This is a genomic window from Pseudomonas sp. 1, assembly GCF_056626735.1.
In genome coordinates this window covers 147,167-164,831 of record NZ_JBWXMQ010000013.1, presented here as the reverse complement: position 1 = coordinate 164,831, position 17,665 = coordinate 147,167, and the positions used below count along the sequence as shown (strand labels likewise).

Here is a 17,665-nt window from a genome sequence, read left to right as displayed (position 1 = left end):
TCATCAAACTCCAATCAGATGGCATTGGCCGCGACCTTGCTGGTCGGCGGCGGGTTGATCTGTGAATTGGGGGCGTGCTTCAGGATTTCAAGGGCTCATCGATTTTGAAGTGCGCGCGGGCAGTGGCAATCGGTTCGCTTTCAGTGCTTTGCCAGGCCGTGACCGCGACGTTGGCCACCCGCCGGCCCTGACGGCAGACCTGACACCGGGCCCAGGTATCGCGAAACTGCCCGGCTCGCAGGTAATCAAGGGAGAAATCGATAATCTTCGGCACACCGGGCGCACCGGTGAAAATCAACAGATGCAGGGCCGCAGACAGCTCCATGAACCCGGCGATCACCCCGCCGTGAATCGCCGGCAATAAAGGGTTACCAATGTTGTCCTTGTTTGCCGGCAGCTTGAACAGCAAGTCGTCACCGACCCGCGAACACTCGACGCCGATGAGTCCGGCGTAGGGGATCAGTTTCAGCAGCGGCGCGTAGTCCCCCTTCTCGTGGGCCTCTTGCAGTTGCTGCTTGAAATCATCGCTCATGGGTTTTCTCCCTTGATCGCGCCACCAAAGCCTTTGGTGCCTTTAAGCCCCTTGCCCATGCGCATGAAGGTGCCGACAACGTGGGCAATCGGTTGCTCGGGATCGTCCTGATAAGCGAAGCCGCGGGCGAAGATCACATCGGTGGTGACTCGATAACATTGGGCGAAGCCATACACGTCTTTATTCGGCTCGGCGGCGTGCATGTAGTCGATGCGCAGATCGAGGGTCGGGCAGACTTCGAATTCCGGCAGGACGCACAGGGTCGACATGCCGCACGCCGTGTCCATCAGCGACGTGATCGCCCCGCCATGGACTACGCCGGTCAGCGGATTGCCGACGATTTGTGCACTGTACGGCAGCACCACCGTCAGGCCTTCGCGACTTGCGCTATGCACCTTCAATCCCAGCACCTGACAGTGGCGCAAGGCCGAGAGAAACCGTGTCGCACGCTCAAAAACGGGGCTTTCGGCCATTTGATAATTACTCTTGTTAATCACTGTTCGCCGTAGTGGAAAGAACAGCAAAAGTTCCATTGCAAAACAAACTTATATATCTGAAAGAAATGAGGAACTTAACCCAAGGGCCTGAGCTCTTAAGGCCAGTAGTTATTTTCCATAAGGAGAAACACCCCATGCGTAAGACTTTAGCTATTGCCTTGATGTTGACCGCTTCCCTCGGTCTCGCTGCCTGCGATAAAAAATCCGAGGACAAAGCTCAAGATGCCAACCAACATGCTGAACAAGCTCAGCAAAAAATGAACGAAGCTCAGGATAAAGTGAACGACGCGGCGAAAGAAAACGCCGAAGCCGCCAAAGATCAGGCCGAATCGAACGCTGCAGCGCAAGAAGAAGCTGCCAAGAAGCAATAAGCTGCTTCTCGATAGCAAAAAAGAAAACCCGCCAAGTGCGGGTTTTCTTTTGCCTGTGATTTTTTGCCAATGCCGTCTTAGAGCAAGACGGTTCTAAAAGTCGGACTAATCATCAGCAACAATGAACACACTAAGCCGACCAGCCAGACCAGACTGCGCAGCGTAGGAATATCCGCCAGGTAGAACCACAGATAGAGAATTCGTGAGATCACGAAGATGATCGCCAATGCATCGATCAGCCATCCCGCCGTCTGCGTGGTATGCGCCATCAGCACGCCAACGGCAAACAGGATGAACGCTTCGATGCTGTTCTGATGTGCCGCCAGCGCACGGGCCCCGTAACCGGTGAGTTGCGCCTGTTGCTGACGTGGCAGGTGGTTGTTGTAACCGCCCTGTTCTTTCATGGCCTTGCCGACCGGCATACGCGCCACGTAGATCAACAATGCACTGATAAACACACACCAGAACGGAATACTCATCAAGCAGCCTCTTTGTTCGCTTCGGGCAATGGCGCCTCTGTAGGGGTATAGACCATTACATCGAGTACGTCGGAATGAAACTCGCGGCGATACAACACCAGCACCACGCCTGCACTCATCAACATGAACAGCCACGGGCTGACGAACCACGCCAGCATGCTCATTCCGAAGTAGTAGGAACGCAGACCAAAGTTGAACTGGTTGGCGGCCATCGAGATCACCCGCGCCGCCCGCGATGCAAATGCCTTGCGCTCCTGCTCCGACACTTGCCGCTCACCGATCATCGGGGCCGAGCCGACCAGAATGGCGGCGAAGTTGTACTGACGCATGCACCAGCTGAAGGTGAAGAAGGCATAGACGAACACCAGTGCCAGGCACAGCAATTTGATCTCCGACATGCCCTGCGAGGCCTGTTGCACCATCGGAATATCCGCCAGCAGCGACACCGCGCGCTCGGAAGCGCCGAGCACGGTCAGAATGCCCGCCAGGATAATCAGCGTACTGGAGGCGAAGAACGAGGCGTTGCGTTCCAGGTTACCGATCACACTGGCGTCGGCGATACGGTTGTCACGCAGCAGCATGCGGCGCATCCAGTCTTCGCGGTACAGGTGCAGCACGCTGGCCAGGCACGCGGTATCACGACCTTTCCAGGTGGCATAACGGGTGTAGCCGGCCCAGCAGATGACAAACCAGAGCGCGGCCAGCAGGTGGATCAGGTTGGCTTGGATGAACGACATGCAATTCCCTGTGATGAAGATTTCGGCTCCCCTTCGACGTTAGTCGAGGGAAAAAGACACTGCCTGAAGCCCATAAAAAATGCCCCGTATCGATTGATACGGGGCATTTCTGTTTAATCGCTCGGCGACCGCTTGTGGCGGCCCGGCAATCTTAGGCGAGTGCTTCGGCGCGCTTGCCCAGCAGGCGGTCGCACACCACGGCAACTGCCAGGGTCATCACGCACGGCACCAGCCACGCCAGACCTTGCTCGCTCAGCGGCAGGTGGGCCAGTTGCGATGGCATCCAGTCCGCCAGACCGGCGCCTTTCAACGCATCGATGGTGCCGAACACGAACGACACCAGCATCACCGGGCCCATGATGCGGCTCTGCTCATGCCAGAACGCAGCGCAGAAACTCAGGGCCACCAGCACGATGCACGGCGGGTAGATCGCGGTCAGTACCGGGATCGAGAACGCGATCAGCTTGGTCAGACCCAGGTTGGACACCAGCAGCGAGAACGCCGCGAGGATGATTACCAGGGTCTTGTACGACAGCGGCAGTACGCGGCTGAAGTATTCGGCACAGGCGCAGGTCAGGCCAACCGCGGTCACCAGGCACGCCAGGGAAATCAGCACGGCGAGGAAGCCACTGCCCAGCGAACCGAAGGTGTGTTGCACATACGCATGCAGCACCGCGGCGCCGTTGGTCGCGCCCGCCGCCACTTCATGGCTGCCGGAACCCAGACGAAACAGGCTGACATACACCAGCGCCAGACCGACACCGGCAATCAGCCCGGCAATGATCGCGTAACGGGTGATCAGCACCGGCGATTCGACGCCACGGGAGCGGATCGCGTTGACGATGACGATGCCGAACACCAGCGCGCCGAGGGTATCCATGGTCAGGTAACCATTGATGAACCCTTGGGAGAAAGGTGCCGCAACGTATTCCGGAGTCGCCACGCCGATGTCACCGGCAGGCAGTGCGAACGCAGCGATGCCGAGGACGGCCAGGGCGATGATCTTCAGCGGCGCGAGGAAGCGACCGACGGTATCCAGCAGACGTCCAGGGTAGAGCGAAATGAAGAACACCAGCAGGAAGTACACCGAACTGTAGAGGAACAGCGCCAGTGGGCTCTCTCCGGTCAGCGGCGCCAGGCCTACTTCAAAGGAAACGGTCGCGGTACGCGGGGTGGCGAACAACGGGCCGACCGCCAGATAGCAAGCGGCTGCCAGTACGCCGCCGGCGATCTTGCCGATCGGGCTGCTCAGAGCGTCCATTGCGCCACCGACCTTGGCCAGTGCGACCACGGTGACCACGGGCAAACCGACCGCCGTGATCAGGAAGCCCAGCGCCGCTATCCAGACGTTGGGCCCGGACTGCAAACCGACGATAGGCGGGAAAATGATGTTGCCGGCCCCGACGAACAGGGCGAATGTCATAAAGCCAAGTGCCAGGATGTCCTGACCTTTCAAAACTTTCATTAAGGAAATACCACACTACTGAATCGGAATTTAGAGGGGGATTTCCCTGTGGGGTTAGGGAAATGCTGTCAATCCGTATAAGACTGACCCGTTTAGCGCGTTGCATGCCTTGTGGGCGGCAGACGCAAAAATGGCTGCTAGCCTAACGAATTTGCCTGACAAACGCACTGTTAGAGGGCGAACTATCCGATACGCGACGTTTCCGTGTCGCGTTTTTGCATGTTATTGGGTGAGTGCTTATAAATTGCCATCGCCTACCCGAACGCCAGAAACGACAAAGGCCACCCGAGGGTGGCCTTTGTTGCTGGAGCAGAGGAGTCAGCCGAAGCTTACTTCTTCACTTCCCAGCCAGTCAGCTCGGCCAGGGCCTTGCCGATGTCTGCCAGCGAACGCACGGTTTTCACGCCAGCGTCTTGCAGAGCAGCGAATTTCTCGTCTGCAGTGCCTTTGCCGCCGGAGATGATTGCGCCAGCATGGCCCATGCGCTTGCCCGGAGGAGCAGTCACACCAGCGATGTAGGAAACAACCGGCTTGGTCACGTTGGCCTTGATGTAGGCAGCCGCTTCTTCTTCAGCCGAACCGCCGATCTCGCCGATCATTACGATCGCTTCGGTCTTCGGGTCTTCCTGGAACAGCTTCAGGATGTCGATGAAGTTCGAACCCGGAATCGGGTCACCACCGATGCCGACGCAAGTCGACTGACCGAAACCGGCGTCAGTAGTCTGCTTGACAGCTTCGTAGGTCAGGGTGCCGGAACGGGAAACGATACCGACCTTGCCTGGCAAGTGAATGTGACCTGGCATGATGCCGATCTTGCATTCGCCAGGAGTGATCACGCCTGGGCAGTTAGGGCCGATCAGGGTAACACCCAGCTCGTCGCACTTAACTTTGGCGTCCAGCATGTCCAGGGTAGGAATGCCTTCGGTGATGCAGACGATCAGCTTGATGCCGCCGAACGCCGCTTCCAGGATCGAGTCCTTGCAGAAAGGAGCCGGAACGTAGATCACGCTGGCGGTGGCGCCAGTGGCTTCTACAGCTTCTTTCACGGTGTTGAACACAGGCAGGTTCAGGTGAGTGGTGCCACCTTTGCCTGGCGTCACGCCGCCAACCATTTTGGTGCCGTAGGCAATGGCTTGTTCGGAGTGGAAAGTACCCTGCGCACCGGTGAAGCCCTGGCAGATTACTTTGGTGTCTTTATTGATCAGGACGCTCATTACTTGCCCTCCGCAGCTTTAACGACTTGTTGAGCAGCGTCGGTCAGGCTGGTAGCAGCGATGATGTTCAAACCGCTTTCTGCCAGTACTTTAGCGCCCAGTTCAGCGTTGTTGCCTTCAAGACGAACAACAACCGGGATTTTCACGCCGACTTCTTTCACTGCACCGATGATGCCTTCGGCAATCATGTCGCAACGAACGATGCCGCCGAAGATGTTAACCAGTACTGCAGCGACATTGCTGTCGGACAGAATGATTTTGAAAGCTTCGGTTACGCGTTCTTTGGTAGCACCACCACCTACGTCGAGGAAGTTGGCTGGCTTGCCGCCGTGCAGGTTGACGATGTCCATGGTACCCATGGCCAGGCCGGCACCGTTCACCATGCAGCCGATGTTGCCTTCCAGCGCTACGTAGTTCAGTTCGAACTTGGCAGCGTGCGCTTCGCGCGGATCGTCCTGCGACGGATCGTGGAAAGTCTTCAGCTTAGGCTGACGGTACATTGCGTTGGCGTCGATGTTGATCTTGGCGTCCAGGCAGTGCAGATCGCCGTCAGCCTTGATCACCAGCGGGTTCACTTCCAGCAGAGCCAGGTCGTGATCCTTGAACAGCTTGGCCAGACCTACGAAGATCTTGGCGAACTGAGCAACCTGCTTGCCTTCCAGACCCAGCTGGAATGCCAGCTCGCGACCCTGGAATGGCTGAGCGCCAACCAGTGGATCGATAGTGGCTTTCAGAATTTTTTCTGGAGTGTCGTGAGCGATTTTCTCGATGTCCACGCCACCTTCGGTGGAAGCCATGAACACGATGCGACGGCTCGAACGGTCAACGACAGCGCCCAGGTACAGCTCTTTAGCGATATCAGTGCACGATTCAACCAGGATCTTGGTGACTGGCTGGCCGTTGGCGTCAGTCTGGTAAGTCACCAGACGCTTGCCCAGCCACTGCTGTGCGAAGGCTTTGGCGTCTTCTTTGCTGCGAACCAGCTTGACGCCGCCCGCTTTACCGCGACCACCGGCGTGAACCTGGGCTTTGACAACCCACTCGTTGCCGCCGATTTTGTCGCAAGCTTCTGCTGCTGCTTCCGGGGTGTCTACTGCGAAACCAGTGGAAACTGGCAGGCCGTATTCAGCGAACAGCTGCTTACCCTGATACTCGTGAAGATTCATGCTTTTTACCGTCTTCGTTAGGTACTGCGCATTCGGCGCTGCGCTCTTTATGAGTGCCGCGCCACCTGTGACTGCTGCTTGCGTAGCGTTTCCGGATACCCGGTGCAGCTACGCAAGGCTGCGTCCAGCGGACATTCCGCGGTGAGTCTTGCACGCAAGGCTCACGACGGGCCGTACCGCCGTGGTTTCTTATTGTGTGTCTTAACGCTTCTTGCGGTTGGCAATGTGGATGGCGCCACCATTCACTGCCAAAGCTGCTTCGTGCAAGGCTTCAGACAGGGTCGGATGGGAGAAAACCATCATGCCCAGGTCTTCAGCGCTGGTGCCGAATTCCATACCGATCGCGCCCTGCTGAACCAGTTCTGCAGCGCTCGGGCCAATCACGTGCACGCCCAATACGCGGTCAGTCTTGGCATCGGCGATGACCTTGACGAAACCACCGGTATCGTTGGCGGCCATGGCACGGCCGGATGCTGCGAACGGGAAGGTGCCGACGTTAACTTCAACGCCTTCAGCTTTCAAGGCCTGCTCGGTTTTACCGACCCATGCGATTTCCGGGTGAGTATAAATAACCGAAGGGATCAGGTCATAGTTCATCTGGGCCTTGTGGCCCTTGATGCGCTCGACAACCATGATGCCCTCTTCCGAGGCCTTGTGCGCCAGCATCATGCCGCGAACCACGTCACCGATGGCGTAAACGCCCGGTACGGTGGTAGCGCAGTGATCGTCAACGTGCACGAAACCGCGCTCGTCCAGGGTCACACCGCTGTCGGCAGCCAGCAGATCAGTGGTCACCGGACGACGACCGACGGCTACGATCAGCTTGTCGAAAGTGATGGTCTGTTCGCCGTTGGAATCGGTGTAGTTCACAACGACTTCGTCGCCGTTCACTTTGGAACCGGTCACGCGAGCGCCCAGCTTGATGTCCAGACCCTGTTTGGTCAGGGTTTTCAGCGCTTCCTTGGAAACAGCGGTGTCCGCTGCCATCAGGAAGGTGTCCAGCGCTTCCAGGACAGTCACTTCTGCACCCAGACGCGACCAGACCGAACCCAGTTCCAGACCGATCACGCCAGCGCCGATCACGCCCAGACGCTTCGGTACGGTTTGGAATTCCAGAGCGCCAGTCGAATCAACGATGACTTTCTGATCGACCGGAGCCGGTGGAATGTCGATCGGACGCGAACCTGGAGCCAGGATGACGTTTTCGGCTTCAATGACTTCAACCGAGCCGTCCGGCTTGGTGACTTCGACTTTCTTGCCAGCCAGCAGCTTGCCGTGGCCCTGGATCGAAGTAACGCCGTTGGCCTTGAACAGGGTGGCAACGCCGCCGGTCAGGTTCTTGACGATGCCGGCCTTGCGGCCAACCATCGCAGCGACGTCCATTTTGACTTCGCCGGTCGAGATACCGTGGACGTTGAAGCTTTCTTTCGCTTCCTTGTATTTCCAGGAGCTGTCCAGCAGCGCCTTGGAAGGAATGCAGCCTACGTTCAGGCAGGTGCCGCCCAGGGCTTGCTTGCCTTCAGCATCGGTGTACTTCTCGATGCAGGCAGTGCTCAGGCCGAGTTGCGCGGCCTTGATAGCTGCCACGTAGCCGCCAGGGCCAGCACCGATCACTACTACGTCAAATTTCTGCGACATTCAAAAAATCCTCTTTAGCGAAAAGCTTCAAGCCGCGCGCTGCAAGCCAGGCTGCGTTTTCCCGCAGCTTGAAGCTTGCAGCGCGCGACTGCTTCTATCAGATATCCAGCAACAGACGAGCCGGATCTTCCAGCAGGTTCTTGATGGTCACCAGGAAGGTTACAGCTTCTTTGCCATCGATCAGACGGTGATCGTAGGACAGTGCCAGGTACATCATCGGACGGATCACGACCTGACCGTTGATGGCCATCGGACGCTGGATGATGTTGTGCATGCCCAGAATCGCTGCCTGCGGTGGGTTGACGATCGGGGTCGACATCATCGAACCGAAGGTACCACCGTTGGTGATGGTGAAAGTACCGCCGGTCATTTCGTCCATCGACAGTTTGCCGTCACGGGCTTTCTTGCCGAAGGTGGCGATGCCGCCTTCGATTTCAGCCAGGCTCATGTGTTCGGCGTTACGCAGAACCGGAACTACCAGGCCACGGTCGCTGGAAACAGCAACGCCGATGTCGGCATAACCGTGGTAAACGATGTCGTTGCCATCGATCGAGGCGTTGACCGCCGGGAAGCGCTTCAGCGCTTCGGTGGCAGCCTTCACGAAGAACGACATGAAGCCCAGGCGTACGCCGTTGTGGGACTTCTCGAACAGGTCCTTGTACTTCGAACGCAGGGCCATGACTTCGGTCATGTCGACTTCGTTGAAAGTGGTCAGCATCGCCATGTTCGATTGAGCTTCAACCAGACGCTTGGCAACGGTGGCACGCACGCGGGTCATCGGAACGCGCTTCTCGATGCGGTCGCCAGCGGCGAACACAGGAGCGGCGGCGGCCGGAGCAGCAGCCTTGGCAGGCGCGGCAGCCGGAGCGGCTTTCTTGGCAGCAACGGCTGCAACCACGTCTTCCTTGGTCACGCGACCGCCCTTGCCGGTGCCGGCAACGGAAGCGATGTTGATGCCGTTCTCTTCAGCCAGCTTGCGCGCGGCAGGAGCAGCGATCGGGTCGTCTTCGCCATCGGCGGCCGGAGCAGCGGTAGCGGCAGCAGCGGCCGGAGCAGCAGCGGCAGCCGGAGCGGCGGCAGCAGCGCCGCCTTCAACGATGGAGCCCAGAACTTCGTCGGACAGGACGGTTTCGCCCTCGCCCTTGACGATTGCGCCCAGCACGCCGTCGGCGGTAGCCAGCACTTCCAGTACGACTTTGTCGGTTTCGATGTCGACGATCAGTTCGTCACGCTTGACGGCGTCGCCCGGTTGTTTGTGCCAGGTGGCAACGGTGCCATCGGCAACCGATTCCGGGAAAGTGGGGGCTTTGATCTCGATAGCCATTATCTGTGGTTCCTTAAATTCGGTTTCAGGTGCGCGAAGGCGTTAAACGGTAAACGCGTCTTGCAGCAGTTGTTCCTGCTGCTCGGCGTGCATCGATGCGTAACCACATGCTGGTGCAGCAGAAGCCTCACGGCCCGCGTACTCGAGTACGAGAGATTTGTTGAGGTTGCTGATGCTGCGACGCAGGTGGTGCTGACTGCAGTACCAGGCGCCCTGGTTCATCGGCTCTTCCTGACACCACACGGCCGCTTTGGCATTGGTGTAAGGAGCCAGGACTTCTTTCAAGTCGTCCTCAGGGAACGGATACAGCTGCTCGATACGCACGATGGCGATATCTTCGCGGCCTTCGGCACGACGTTTTTCCAGCAGGTCGTAGTAGACCTTGCCGCTGCACAGAACAACGCGCTCGACCTTTTGCGGGTCCAGGGCATCGATTTCCGGGATAACGGTCTGGAACGAACCTTCGGCCAGATCTTCCAGGGTCGAGATGGCCAGTTTGTGGCGCAGCAGCGACTTTGGAGTCAGAACGACCAATGGCTTGCGCAGCGGGCGAATCACCTGACGACGCAGCAAGTGGTAGATCTGGGCCGGGGTGGTCGGCATGCACACCTGAATGTTGTGCTCGGCGCACAACTGCAGGTAACGCTCAAGACGCGCCGAGCTGTGCTCAGGGCCCTGACCTTCATAACCGTGTGGCAGCAACATGGTCAGACCGCAGAGACGGCCCCACTTGTGTTCACCGCTGGTGATGAACTGGTCGATCACGACCTGCGCACCGTTGGCGAAGTCGCCGAACTGGGCTTCCCAGATCACCAGCGCGTTCGGCGTGGTGGTCGAGTAACCGTATTCGAACGCCAGTACGGCTTCTTCCGACAGGAACGAGTCGTACAGTTCGAAACGCGGCTGACCTTCGAACAGATGCTTCAACGGCACGTATGTACCGGCATCTTTCTGGTTGTGCAGCACAGCGTGACGGTGCGAGAACGTACCGCGGCCGATGTCCTGACCGGTCATGCGGATCGGGTGACCTTCGAACGCCAGGGTCGCGTACGCCATGGTTTCGGCATAACCCCAGTTGATCGGCAGGCCGCCGGCTTGCATCTTCTGACGGTCTTCGTAGATCTTCGCGACCTGACGCTGAACCACGAAGCCTTCCGGAATTTCCAGCAGCTTGGCAGACAGTTCCTGCAGGGTCTTCAGATCGAAGCGTGTGTCGTGACGCGCAGTCCAGGTGTGGCCCAGATACGGACGCCAGTCCACGAACAGCTCTTTGTTCGGCTCCTTGACCAGCGACTTCACCACGTGCAGACCGTTGTCCAGCGCGTTGCGGTATTCGTCGACTTTCGCCTGAACACGCTCTGCATCCAATACACCGGCCTGGGTCAGACGATCAGCGTACAGCTCACGGGTGGTGCGCTGCTTGGTGATCTGCTGATACATCAGAGGCTGGGTGCCGCTTGGCTCGTCGGCCTCGTTGTGGCCGCGACGACGGTAGCAGACCAGGTCGATCACCACGTCACGCTTGAACTGCATGCGGTAGTCGATGGCCAGCTGGGTCACGAACAATACGGCTTCCGGATCATCACCATTCACATGGAGGATCGGCGCCTGGATCATTTTCGCAACGTCGGTCGCGTACTCGGTGGAGCGCGAGTCCAGCGGGTTGCTGATGGTGAAACCAACCTGGTTGTTGATCACGATGTGCACGGTACCGCCGGTCTTGAAACCGCGGGTCTGCGACATCTGGAAGGTTTCCATCACCACGCCCTGACCGGCGAATGCCGCGTCACCGTGGATGGAGATCGGCAGAACCTTCTCACCGGTAGGGTCGTTGCGACGATCCTGACGGGCGCGAACCGAACCCTCGACCACCGGGGAAACGATTTCCAGGTGGGACGGGTTGAACGCCATGGCCAGGTGAACTTCACCGCCGGTGGTCATTACGTTGGACGAGAAGCCCTGGTGGTATTTAACGTCACCGGAACCCAGCTCGACCTTCTTCTTGCCTTCGAACTCATCGAACAGCTCGCGCGGGTTCTTGCCGAAGGTGTTGACCAGCACGTTCAGACGGCCACGGTGGGCCATGCCGATGACGACTTCCTTGGTGCCGTAGGAACCGGAACGCTGGATCAGTTCGTCGAGCATCGGAATCAGGCTTTCGCCGCCTTCCAGACCGAAACGCTTGGTGCCCGGGTATTTGGTACCCAGGTATTTTTCCAGACCTTCACCGGCCGTCACACGCTCGAGCAGGTGGCTCTTGATGTCGGCGGAGTATTCCGGACGGCCACGTACGCTTTCCAGACGCTGCTGGAACCACTGGCGCTGCTCGGAATCGGTGATGTGCGTAAATTCAGCGCCGATGGTGCGGCAATATGTCTGCTGCAACGCTTCGTGAATTTCGCGTAGGCTCGCTTCCTCTTTGCCGATGAACAGGTCGCCGGCACGGAAGGTCGTATCAAGATCGGCATTGGTCAAGCCGTAGTGATTGATCGACAGGTCTGCAGGTGCAGGACGCTGCCACAGCCCCAGCGGGTCAAGCTGGGCTGCCTGGTGGCCACGCATACGGTAGGCCTGGATCAATCGCAGCACTTCAACTTGCTTCTTCTCGTGCTCAGTGCTCACGCTACCGGCGGAAACCGGCTGGGCGCGGCGCTGGTTCTTTGCCAGCAGCACGAAATGATCGCGAATCGTGGAGTGCGAAACATCGGTGGAGGAGTTGCCGTCGGCAGGCAACTTCTGGAAGTAGTTGCGCCACTCTTCTGGCACAGCGTTAGGGTCGTGCAGGTAGAGCTCATAAAGCTCTTCCACATAGGCAGCGTTACCTCCGGAAAGGTAGGCGCTGTTCCACATGCGCTGCATCACGCTTTCTTGCATGCTTGGTCACCCTCGGTTAGGGGAACACCACCGGTGTCGACACCGAGCAAGCTTGCAGAAGTCCGAATGCAGCGACCAAAACAAGCCACTTAGGATCACACTGATAGTCCGGGTACCAGCCCGGATGCCCCTGCTTGTCTCATTTCTTCAAAATAAGAGCCGCAGCTTATGGCTGCTGCTCTGGTTATAGCCATGGCGCGGGTTGAAGCCCGCGCCTAAGCCTTCTTCGGGTACAGCGGTTACAGCAGCTGAATCACACGCCGCTCGAAAGCAACATGTTACGGATGTGACCGATGGCCTTAGTCGGGTTCAGGCCTTTCGGACATACGTTGACGCAGTTCATGATGCCCCGGCAGCGGAAGACGCTGAACGGGTCATCGAGGGACGCCAGACGCTCGGACGTCTTGGTGTCACGGCTGTCTGCCAGGAAGCGGTACGCTTGCAGCAGGGCAGCCGGACCCAGGAACTTGTCCGGGTTCCACCAGAAGGACGGGCAAGAGGTCGAGCAGCAAGCGCACAGGATGCACTCGTACAGACCGTCGAGCTTCTCACGCTCTTCAGGGGACTGCAGACGCTCGATGGCCGGAGCCGGCGTGTCGTTCTGCAGGAATGGCTTAACCTTCTCGTATTGCTTGTAGAAGATGCTCATATCGACAACCAGGTCACGGATAACCGGCAAACCTGGCAGCGGACGAATGACCAGCTTGTTACCTTTCACGACAGCGGACAGCGGCGTGATGCACGCCAGGCCGTTCTTGCCGTTGATGTTCATGCCGTCGGAGCCGCAGACGCCTTCACGGCAGGAGCGACGATAGGAGAAACCTTCGTCCTGTTCCTTGATGAGGGCCAGCACGTCCAGCACCATCAGGTCTTTACCACCGGTATCGACCTGGAATTCCTGCATGAACGGCGCAGCGTCCTGATCAGGGTTGTAACGATAAACACTGACTTTCAACATGGCGGTCACCCTTAATAAGTCCGGACTTTAGGTTCGAAAGTCGGAACAGTCTTCGGCGAGAAGTTCACGGCACGCTTGGCGACACGTTTCTCACCCGGGAAGTACAGGGTGTGGCACAGCCAGTTTTCGTCGTCACGGTCTTCGAAGTCTTCACGGGCGTGAGCACCACGGGACTCTTTACGTACTTCGGCAGCGATGGCGGTAGCTTCAGCCACTTCCAGCAGGTTTTGCAGTTCCAGCGCTTCGATACGTGCAGTGTTGAACGCCTGCGACTTATCGTTGATCTTCACGTTGGCAATGCGCTTGCGCAGATCTGCCAGCTGGGCAATACCCTTCTGCATGTATTCGCCGGTACGGAATACACCGAAGTAGTTCTGCATGCAGCTTTGCAGCTCGCGACGCAGGGTAGCGACGTCTTCGCCGTCGGTACGGTTGTTCAGGGCGTTCAGACGCGCCAGGGCAGCTTCGATGTCGGCTTCGGTAGCGTCGTCATATTCGATGCCGTCGGTCAGCGCCTTCTCCAGGTGCAGGCCGGCAGCGCGGCCGAATACCACCAGGTCGAGCAGCGAGTTGCCGCCCAGACGGTTGGCACCGTGAACCGATACGCAAGCCACTTCACCGACTGCGAACAGACCAGGAATGATCTGATCCACGCCTTCGGCGTCCTGAGTGATCGCCTGGCCGTGAATGTTGGTGGCAACGCCGCCCATCATGTAGTGGCAAGTCGGAACAACCGGAACCGGAGCAACCACCGGATCAACGTGTGCGAAAGTCTTCGACAGTTCGCAGATGCCTGGCAGACGGCTGTGCAGCACTTCCTCGCCCAGGTGGTCGAGTTTGAGCATTACGTGGTCGCCATTCGGACCGCAACCATTGCCGGCGATGATTTCTTTAACCATCGAACGCGCAACCACGTCACGACCGGCAAGGTCTTTGGCGTTCGGAGCATAACGCTCCATGAAACGCTCGCCGTGCTTGTTGATCAGGTAACCACCTTCACCACGGCAACCTTCGGTAACCAGTACACCGGCGCCGGCGATGCCGGTCGGGTGGAACTGCCACATTTCGATGTCTTGTACCGGCACGCCGGCACGCAGAGCCATGCCGACGCCGTCACCGGTGTTGATCAGGGCGTTGGTGGTGGAGGCATAGATACGACCTGCACCGCCGGTAGCCAGTACGGTGGCTTTGGCGCGGATGTAGGTGGTTTCGCCGGTTTCGATGCAGATTGCGATCACACCGACGAATTCGCCTTCCTGGTTTTTCACCAGGTCGACTGCGTAGTACTCGTTCAGGAACGTGGTACCGGCTTTCAGGTTGCCCTGATAAAGAGTGTGCAGCAGCGCGTGACCGGTACGGTCGGAAGCGGCGCAGGTACGGGCAGCCTGCCCGCCCTTGCCGTAATCCTTCGACTGACCGCCGAATGGACGCTGGTAGATACGGCCGGTTTCGGTACGCGAGAACGGCAGACCCATGTGGTCCAGCTCGAAAACGGCAGCCGGGCCTTCCTGACACATGTATTCGATAGCGTCCTGGTCACCGATGTAGTCGGAACCCTTGACGGTATCGTACATGTGCCAGCGCCAGTCATCGTTCGGATCGGCCGATGCGATGGCGCAGGTGATGCCGCCCTGTGCGGACACAGTGTGCGAGCGGGTCGGGAAAACCTTGGTGATCACGGCAGTCTTGTGACCACCCTGTGCCAGTTGCAGCGCAGCGCGCATGCCGGCACCGCCGCCACCAATAATGATGGCGTCGAAAGAAATCGTTGGAATGTTAGCCATGAATCAGATACCCCAGAGAATCTGCACACCCCAGACGAAGTAAGCGAACATCGCGACGCCGCATACTGCCTGGAAAAGGAAACGTACTGCAGTCGCGGACTTGCCCAGCGCCATTGGCGTCAGGTAGTCGGTCGCGATGGTCCACATGCCGACCCAGGCGTGAGCGCCCAGGGCAACCAGTGCCAGCAGACTGAAGATACGCATTCCGTTGTGGGCGAACAGGCCGTGCCATTGGTCGTAGCCAATGCCCGGGTTCGCGGCGAGGTAGCCGATCAGGAAAATGAAATAAGCCGCGAGAACGACCGCAGACACACGTTGTGCCATCCAGTCATAGAGGCCCGAACGCGAAAGGTTTGTAACGCTGGTTACCATATCCAAACTCCTGCCAGAACGATCAGCACCACGGAAACGGCGATGATCAGTTTCGAGCCCAGGCGGCCGCCTTCCAGCGTCTCACCGATGCCCATGTCCATGATCAAGTGGCGCACACCGGCAACCAGGTGATACAGAAGAGCGGACAGGAGGCCCCATGCTACGAACTTGGCCAGCGGGCTGGTCAAGCATGCCTTCACCTCGACATAACCTTCCTCGGAACCCAGGGATTTGCCCAATGCATAAAGCATGATGCCGAGGCCTAGGAAGAGGATGATGCCGGAAACACGGTGAAGAAACGACGTAACGCCGGTGATGGGGAGTTTGATGGTCCTTAGGTCTAGGTTTACAGGTCGTTGGCTTTTCACGGCTTTTTTTTCACACTGAAGAGCCCCTAACAATCAGGGCAAAGTTGTTGGGGAGTGCACTGGTCAGGTAACCACCACCCAGGGATGCGACCCCCAATGAAAGCGAGCCCAAAAGCCCTTGGCGGTCGGTCGCCGAGTATAGACAGTTAGGCTACTAATGACAACGCAATCGCCTACCCCCAATAGCGGATTGCACAAGTCGTATAAAAGGCGTAAATGGCAGGCAATTTCGAGGAAAAAGTACGGTTAAAGCCTTCTGGAGCAAGACTTTAGGCAAATTGACATTCGAATTTATCTCACTATAGTGGTGCGGGCCCTGCGTGGGGGGTCTGTCTGATGATTTCAAGCATAAATAGGAGGCCACATGGCTGACAAAAAAGCGCAGTTGATCATCGAGGGCGCAGCCCCCGTCGAGCTGCCCATTTTAACCGGCACCGTTGGTCCCGATGTTATCGATGTTCGGGGCCTGACGGCCACGGGCCGCTTCACTTTCGACCCCGGTTTCATGTCGACCGCTTCCTGCGAATCGAAGATCACCTATATCGACGGCGACAACGGCATCCTGCTGCACCGCGGCTACCCGATCGAACAGCTGGCTGAAAAGTCGGACTACCTGGAAACCTGCTACCTGCTGCTGAACGGCGAACTGCCAACTGCAGAGCAAAAGGCCCAGTTCGTCGGCACCGTAAAGAACCACACCATGGTTCACGAGCAGCTGAAAACCTTCTTCAACGGCTTCCGCCGTGACGCCCACCCGATGGCCGTCATGTGTGGTGTAGTCGGCGCCCTCTCGGCCTTCTACCACGACTCCCTCGACATCAATAACCCGCAGCATCGCGAAATCTCCGCGATCCGCCTGGTTGCCAAGATGCCGACCCTGGCCGCGATGGTTTACAAGTACTCCATGGGTCAACCCATGATGTACCCGCGCAACGACCTGTCGTACGCGGAAAACTTCCTGCACATGATGTTCAACACCCCGTGCGAGATCAAACCGATCAGCCCGGTACTCGCCAAGGCCATGGACCGGATCTTTATCCTCCACGCCGACCACGAGCAGAACGCATCGACCTCCACCGTGCGTCTGGCGGGCTCCTCGGGTGCCAACCCGTTCGCCTGTATCGCCGCCGGTATCGCCGCACTGTGGGGCCCTGCCCACGGCGGTGCGAACGAAGCCGTGCTGACCATGCTCGATGAAATCGGCGATGTTTCGAACATCGACAAGTTCATCGCCAAGGCCAAGGACAAGAACGATCCGTTCAAGCTGATGGGCTTCGGTCACCGCGTCTACAAGAACCGCGACCCTCGCGCGACTGTAATGAAGCAGACCTGCGACGAAGTGCTGAAGGAACTGGGCATCCAGAACGATCCGCAACTCGAACTGGCCATGCGCCTGGAAGAGATCGCCCTGACCGACCCGTACTTCATCGAGCGCTCGCTGTATCCGAACGTCGACTTCTACTCGGGGATCATCCTCAAGGCGATCGGCATTCCGACCAGCATGTTCACTGTGATTTTCGCCCTGGCACGTACTGTCGGCTGGATCTCGCACTGGAAGGAAATGCTCTCCAGCCCGTACAAGATCGGCCGTCCGCGCCAGCTTTACACTGGCTACGAGTCGCGGGACATCACCAAGCTGGAAGACCGCAAATAAGAGCTGTCTAGCGATAGCGTCTTAGCGCTGTACCGGGAACGGCCTCCATGAGAATGGGGGCCGTTTTTTGTTTGGGGCATTTCAGCGGCCTTTGGACCGACTGGTTTATTGTTGATTGGGTACATAGCCGTTTCTTCGGGTGCCACCGCTGGTGCCCATTACCGCAGCAACGGATATCCCACCCCAAAGAAAGTCCGATAACCGCCCACAAAAAAATGCCCCAATCTCTCGA

Annotated in this window: 16 protein-coding genes; 2 read left to right on the top strand and 14 right to left on the bottom strand. The window is 58.2% G+C overall.

The features are described from left to right. Positions 1-79: 79 nt before the first annotated feature. A complete protein-coding gene (locus AC1MDC_RS20245) occupies positions 80-532 on the bottom strand; it encodes a PaaI family thioesterase (protein WP_007959014.1) in 453 nt (150 codons plus the stop codon). Beyond that, positions 529-1,005 (bottom strand): PaaI family thioesterase, encoded by a 477-nt coding sequence (locus tag AC1MDC_RS20240; protein WP_085703368.1) that lies wholly within the window; start codon positions 1,003-1,005, stop codon positions 529-531. The genes AC1MDC_RS20245 and AC1MDC_RS20240 overlap by 4 nt, the downstream gene beginning before the upstream one ends. 158 nt (positions 1,006-1,163) lie before the next feature. Here AC1MDC_RS20240 and AC1MDC_RS20235 point away from each other — a divergent pair, with 158 nt between their 5' ends. Beyond that, positions 1,164-1,400: a hypothetical protein gene (locus tag AC1MDC_RS20235; protein ID WP_011333123.1), complete on the top strand. Its 237-nt coding sequence runs from the start codon at positions 1,164-1,166 to the stop codon at positions 1,398-1,400. Between the two features lie 77 nt (positions 1,401-1,477). Here the strand turns inward: AC1MDC_RS20235 and AC1MDC_RS20230 are convergent, their stop codons facing one another. From AC1MDC_RS20230 to sdhC, 12 genes are all read right to left on the bottom strand, one after another. Then, on the bottom strand, positions 1,478-1,879 hold the full coding sequence (locus AC1MDC_RS20230; protein ID WP_085699366.1) for an MAPEG family protein: 402 nt from the start codon (positions 1,877-1,879) through the stop codon (positions 1,478-1,480). After that, positions 1,879-2,616 carry a DUF599 domain-containing protein gene (locus tag AC1MDC_RS20225; RefSeq protein ID WP_085699368.1) on the bottom strand — a complete coding sequence of 246 codons (738 nt, stop codon included), beginning with the start codon at positions 2,614-2,616 and terminating at the stop codon, positions 1,879-1,881. Before AC1MDC_RS20225 ends, AC1MDC_RS20230 begins: the two co-directional genes overlap by 1 nt. A 151-nt stretch (positions 2,617-2,767) precedes the next feature. Further along, a complete protein-coding gene (gene brnQ, locus AC1MDC_RS20220; RefSeq protein WP_085699370.1) occupies positions 2,768-4,081 on the bottom strand; it encodes a branched-chain amino acid transport system II carrier protein in 1,314 nt (437 codons plus the stop codon). A 329-nt stretch (positions 4,082-4,410) separates the two neighbouring features. Then, complete coding sequence (gene sucD, locus AC1MDC_RS20215) at positions 4,411-5,295, bottom strand: succinate--CoA ligase subunit alpha (RefSeq protein ID WP_011333119.1); 885 nt, start codon at positions 5,293-5,295, stop codon at positions 4,411-4,413. Beyond that, the gene (sucC, locus tag AC1MDC_RS20210) at positions 5,295-6,461 is read right to left on the bottom strand and encodes an ADP-forming succinate--CoA ligase subunit beta (RefSeq protein WP_007959029.1); all 1,167 of its coding nucleotides are present in this window, start codon (positions 6,459-6,461) and stop codon (positions 5,295-5,297) included. The genes sucD and sucC overlap by 1 nt, the downstream gene beginning before the upstream one ends. Before the next feature lie 201 nt (positions 6,462-6,662). Next, complete coding sequence (gene lpdA / locus AC1MDC_RS20205) at positions 6,663-8,099, bottom strand: dihydrolipoyl dehydrogenase (protein ID WP_480393551.1); 1,437 nt, start codon at positions 8,097-8,099, stop codon at positions 6,663-6,665. A gap of 97 nt (positions 8,100-8,196) precedes the next feature. Further along, on the bottom strand, positions 8,197-9,423 hold the full coding sequence (gene odhB, locus AC1MDC_RS20200) for a 2-oxoglutarate dehydrogenase complex dihydrolipoyllysine-residue succinyltransferase (RefSeq protein ID WP_085699372.1): 1,227 nt from the start codon (positions 9,421-9,423) through the stop codon (positions 8,197-8,199). A 42-nt stretch (positions 9,424-9,465) separates the two neighbouring features. Beyond that, positions 9,466-12,297: a 2-oxoglutarate dehydrogenase E1 component gene (locus tag AC1MDC_RS20195; RefSeq protein WP_480393550.1), complete on the bottom strand. Its 2,832-nt coding sequence runs from the start codon at positions 12,295-12,297 to the stop codon at positions 9,466-9,468. A gap of 253 nt (positions 12,298-12,550) precedes the next feature. Further along, complete coding sequence (locus tag AC1MDC_RS20190; RefSeq protein WP_065260469.1) at positions 12,551-13,255, bottom strand: succinate dehydrogenase iron-sulfur subunit; 705 nt, start codon at positions 13,253-13,255, stop codon at positions 12,551-12,553. A gap of 11 nt (positions 13,256-13,266) precedes the next feature. After that, entirely contained in the window at positions 13,267-15,039 is a 1,773-nt protein-coding gene (sdhA, locus tag AC1MDC_RS20185) for a succinate dehydrogenase flavoprotein subunit (protein ID WP_085682949.1), read from the bottom strand. Between the two features lie 3 nt (positions 15,040-15,042). Next, a complete protein-coding gene (gene sdhD / locus AC1MDC_RS20180; protein WP_007977503.1) occupies positions 15,043-15,411 on the bottom strand; it encodes a succinate dehydrogenase, hydrophobic membrane anchor protein in 369 nt (122 codons plus the stop codon). Further along, on the bottom strand, positions 15,405-15,779 hold the full coding sequence (gene sdhC / locus AC1MDC_RS20175) for a succinate dehydrogenase, cytochrome b556 subunit (protein ID WP_011333113.1): 375 nt from the start codon (positions 15,777-15,779) through the stop codon (positions 15,405-15,407). Before sdhC ends, sdhD begins: the two co-directional genes overlap by 7 nt. Before the next feature lie 364 nt (positions 15,780-16,143). On the opposite strand from sdhC, the gene gltA reads away from it, so the two are divergent. Beyond that, entirely contained in the window at positions 16,144-17,433 is a 1,290-nt protein-coding gene (gene gltA / locus AC1MDC_RS20170; RefSeq protein WP_007959044.1) for a citrate synthase, read from the top strand. Positions 17,434-17,665: the final 232 nt, after the last annotated feature.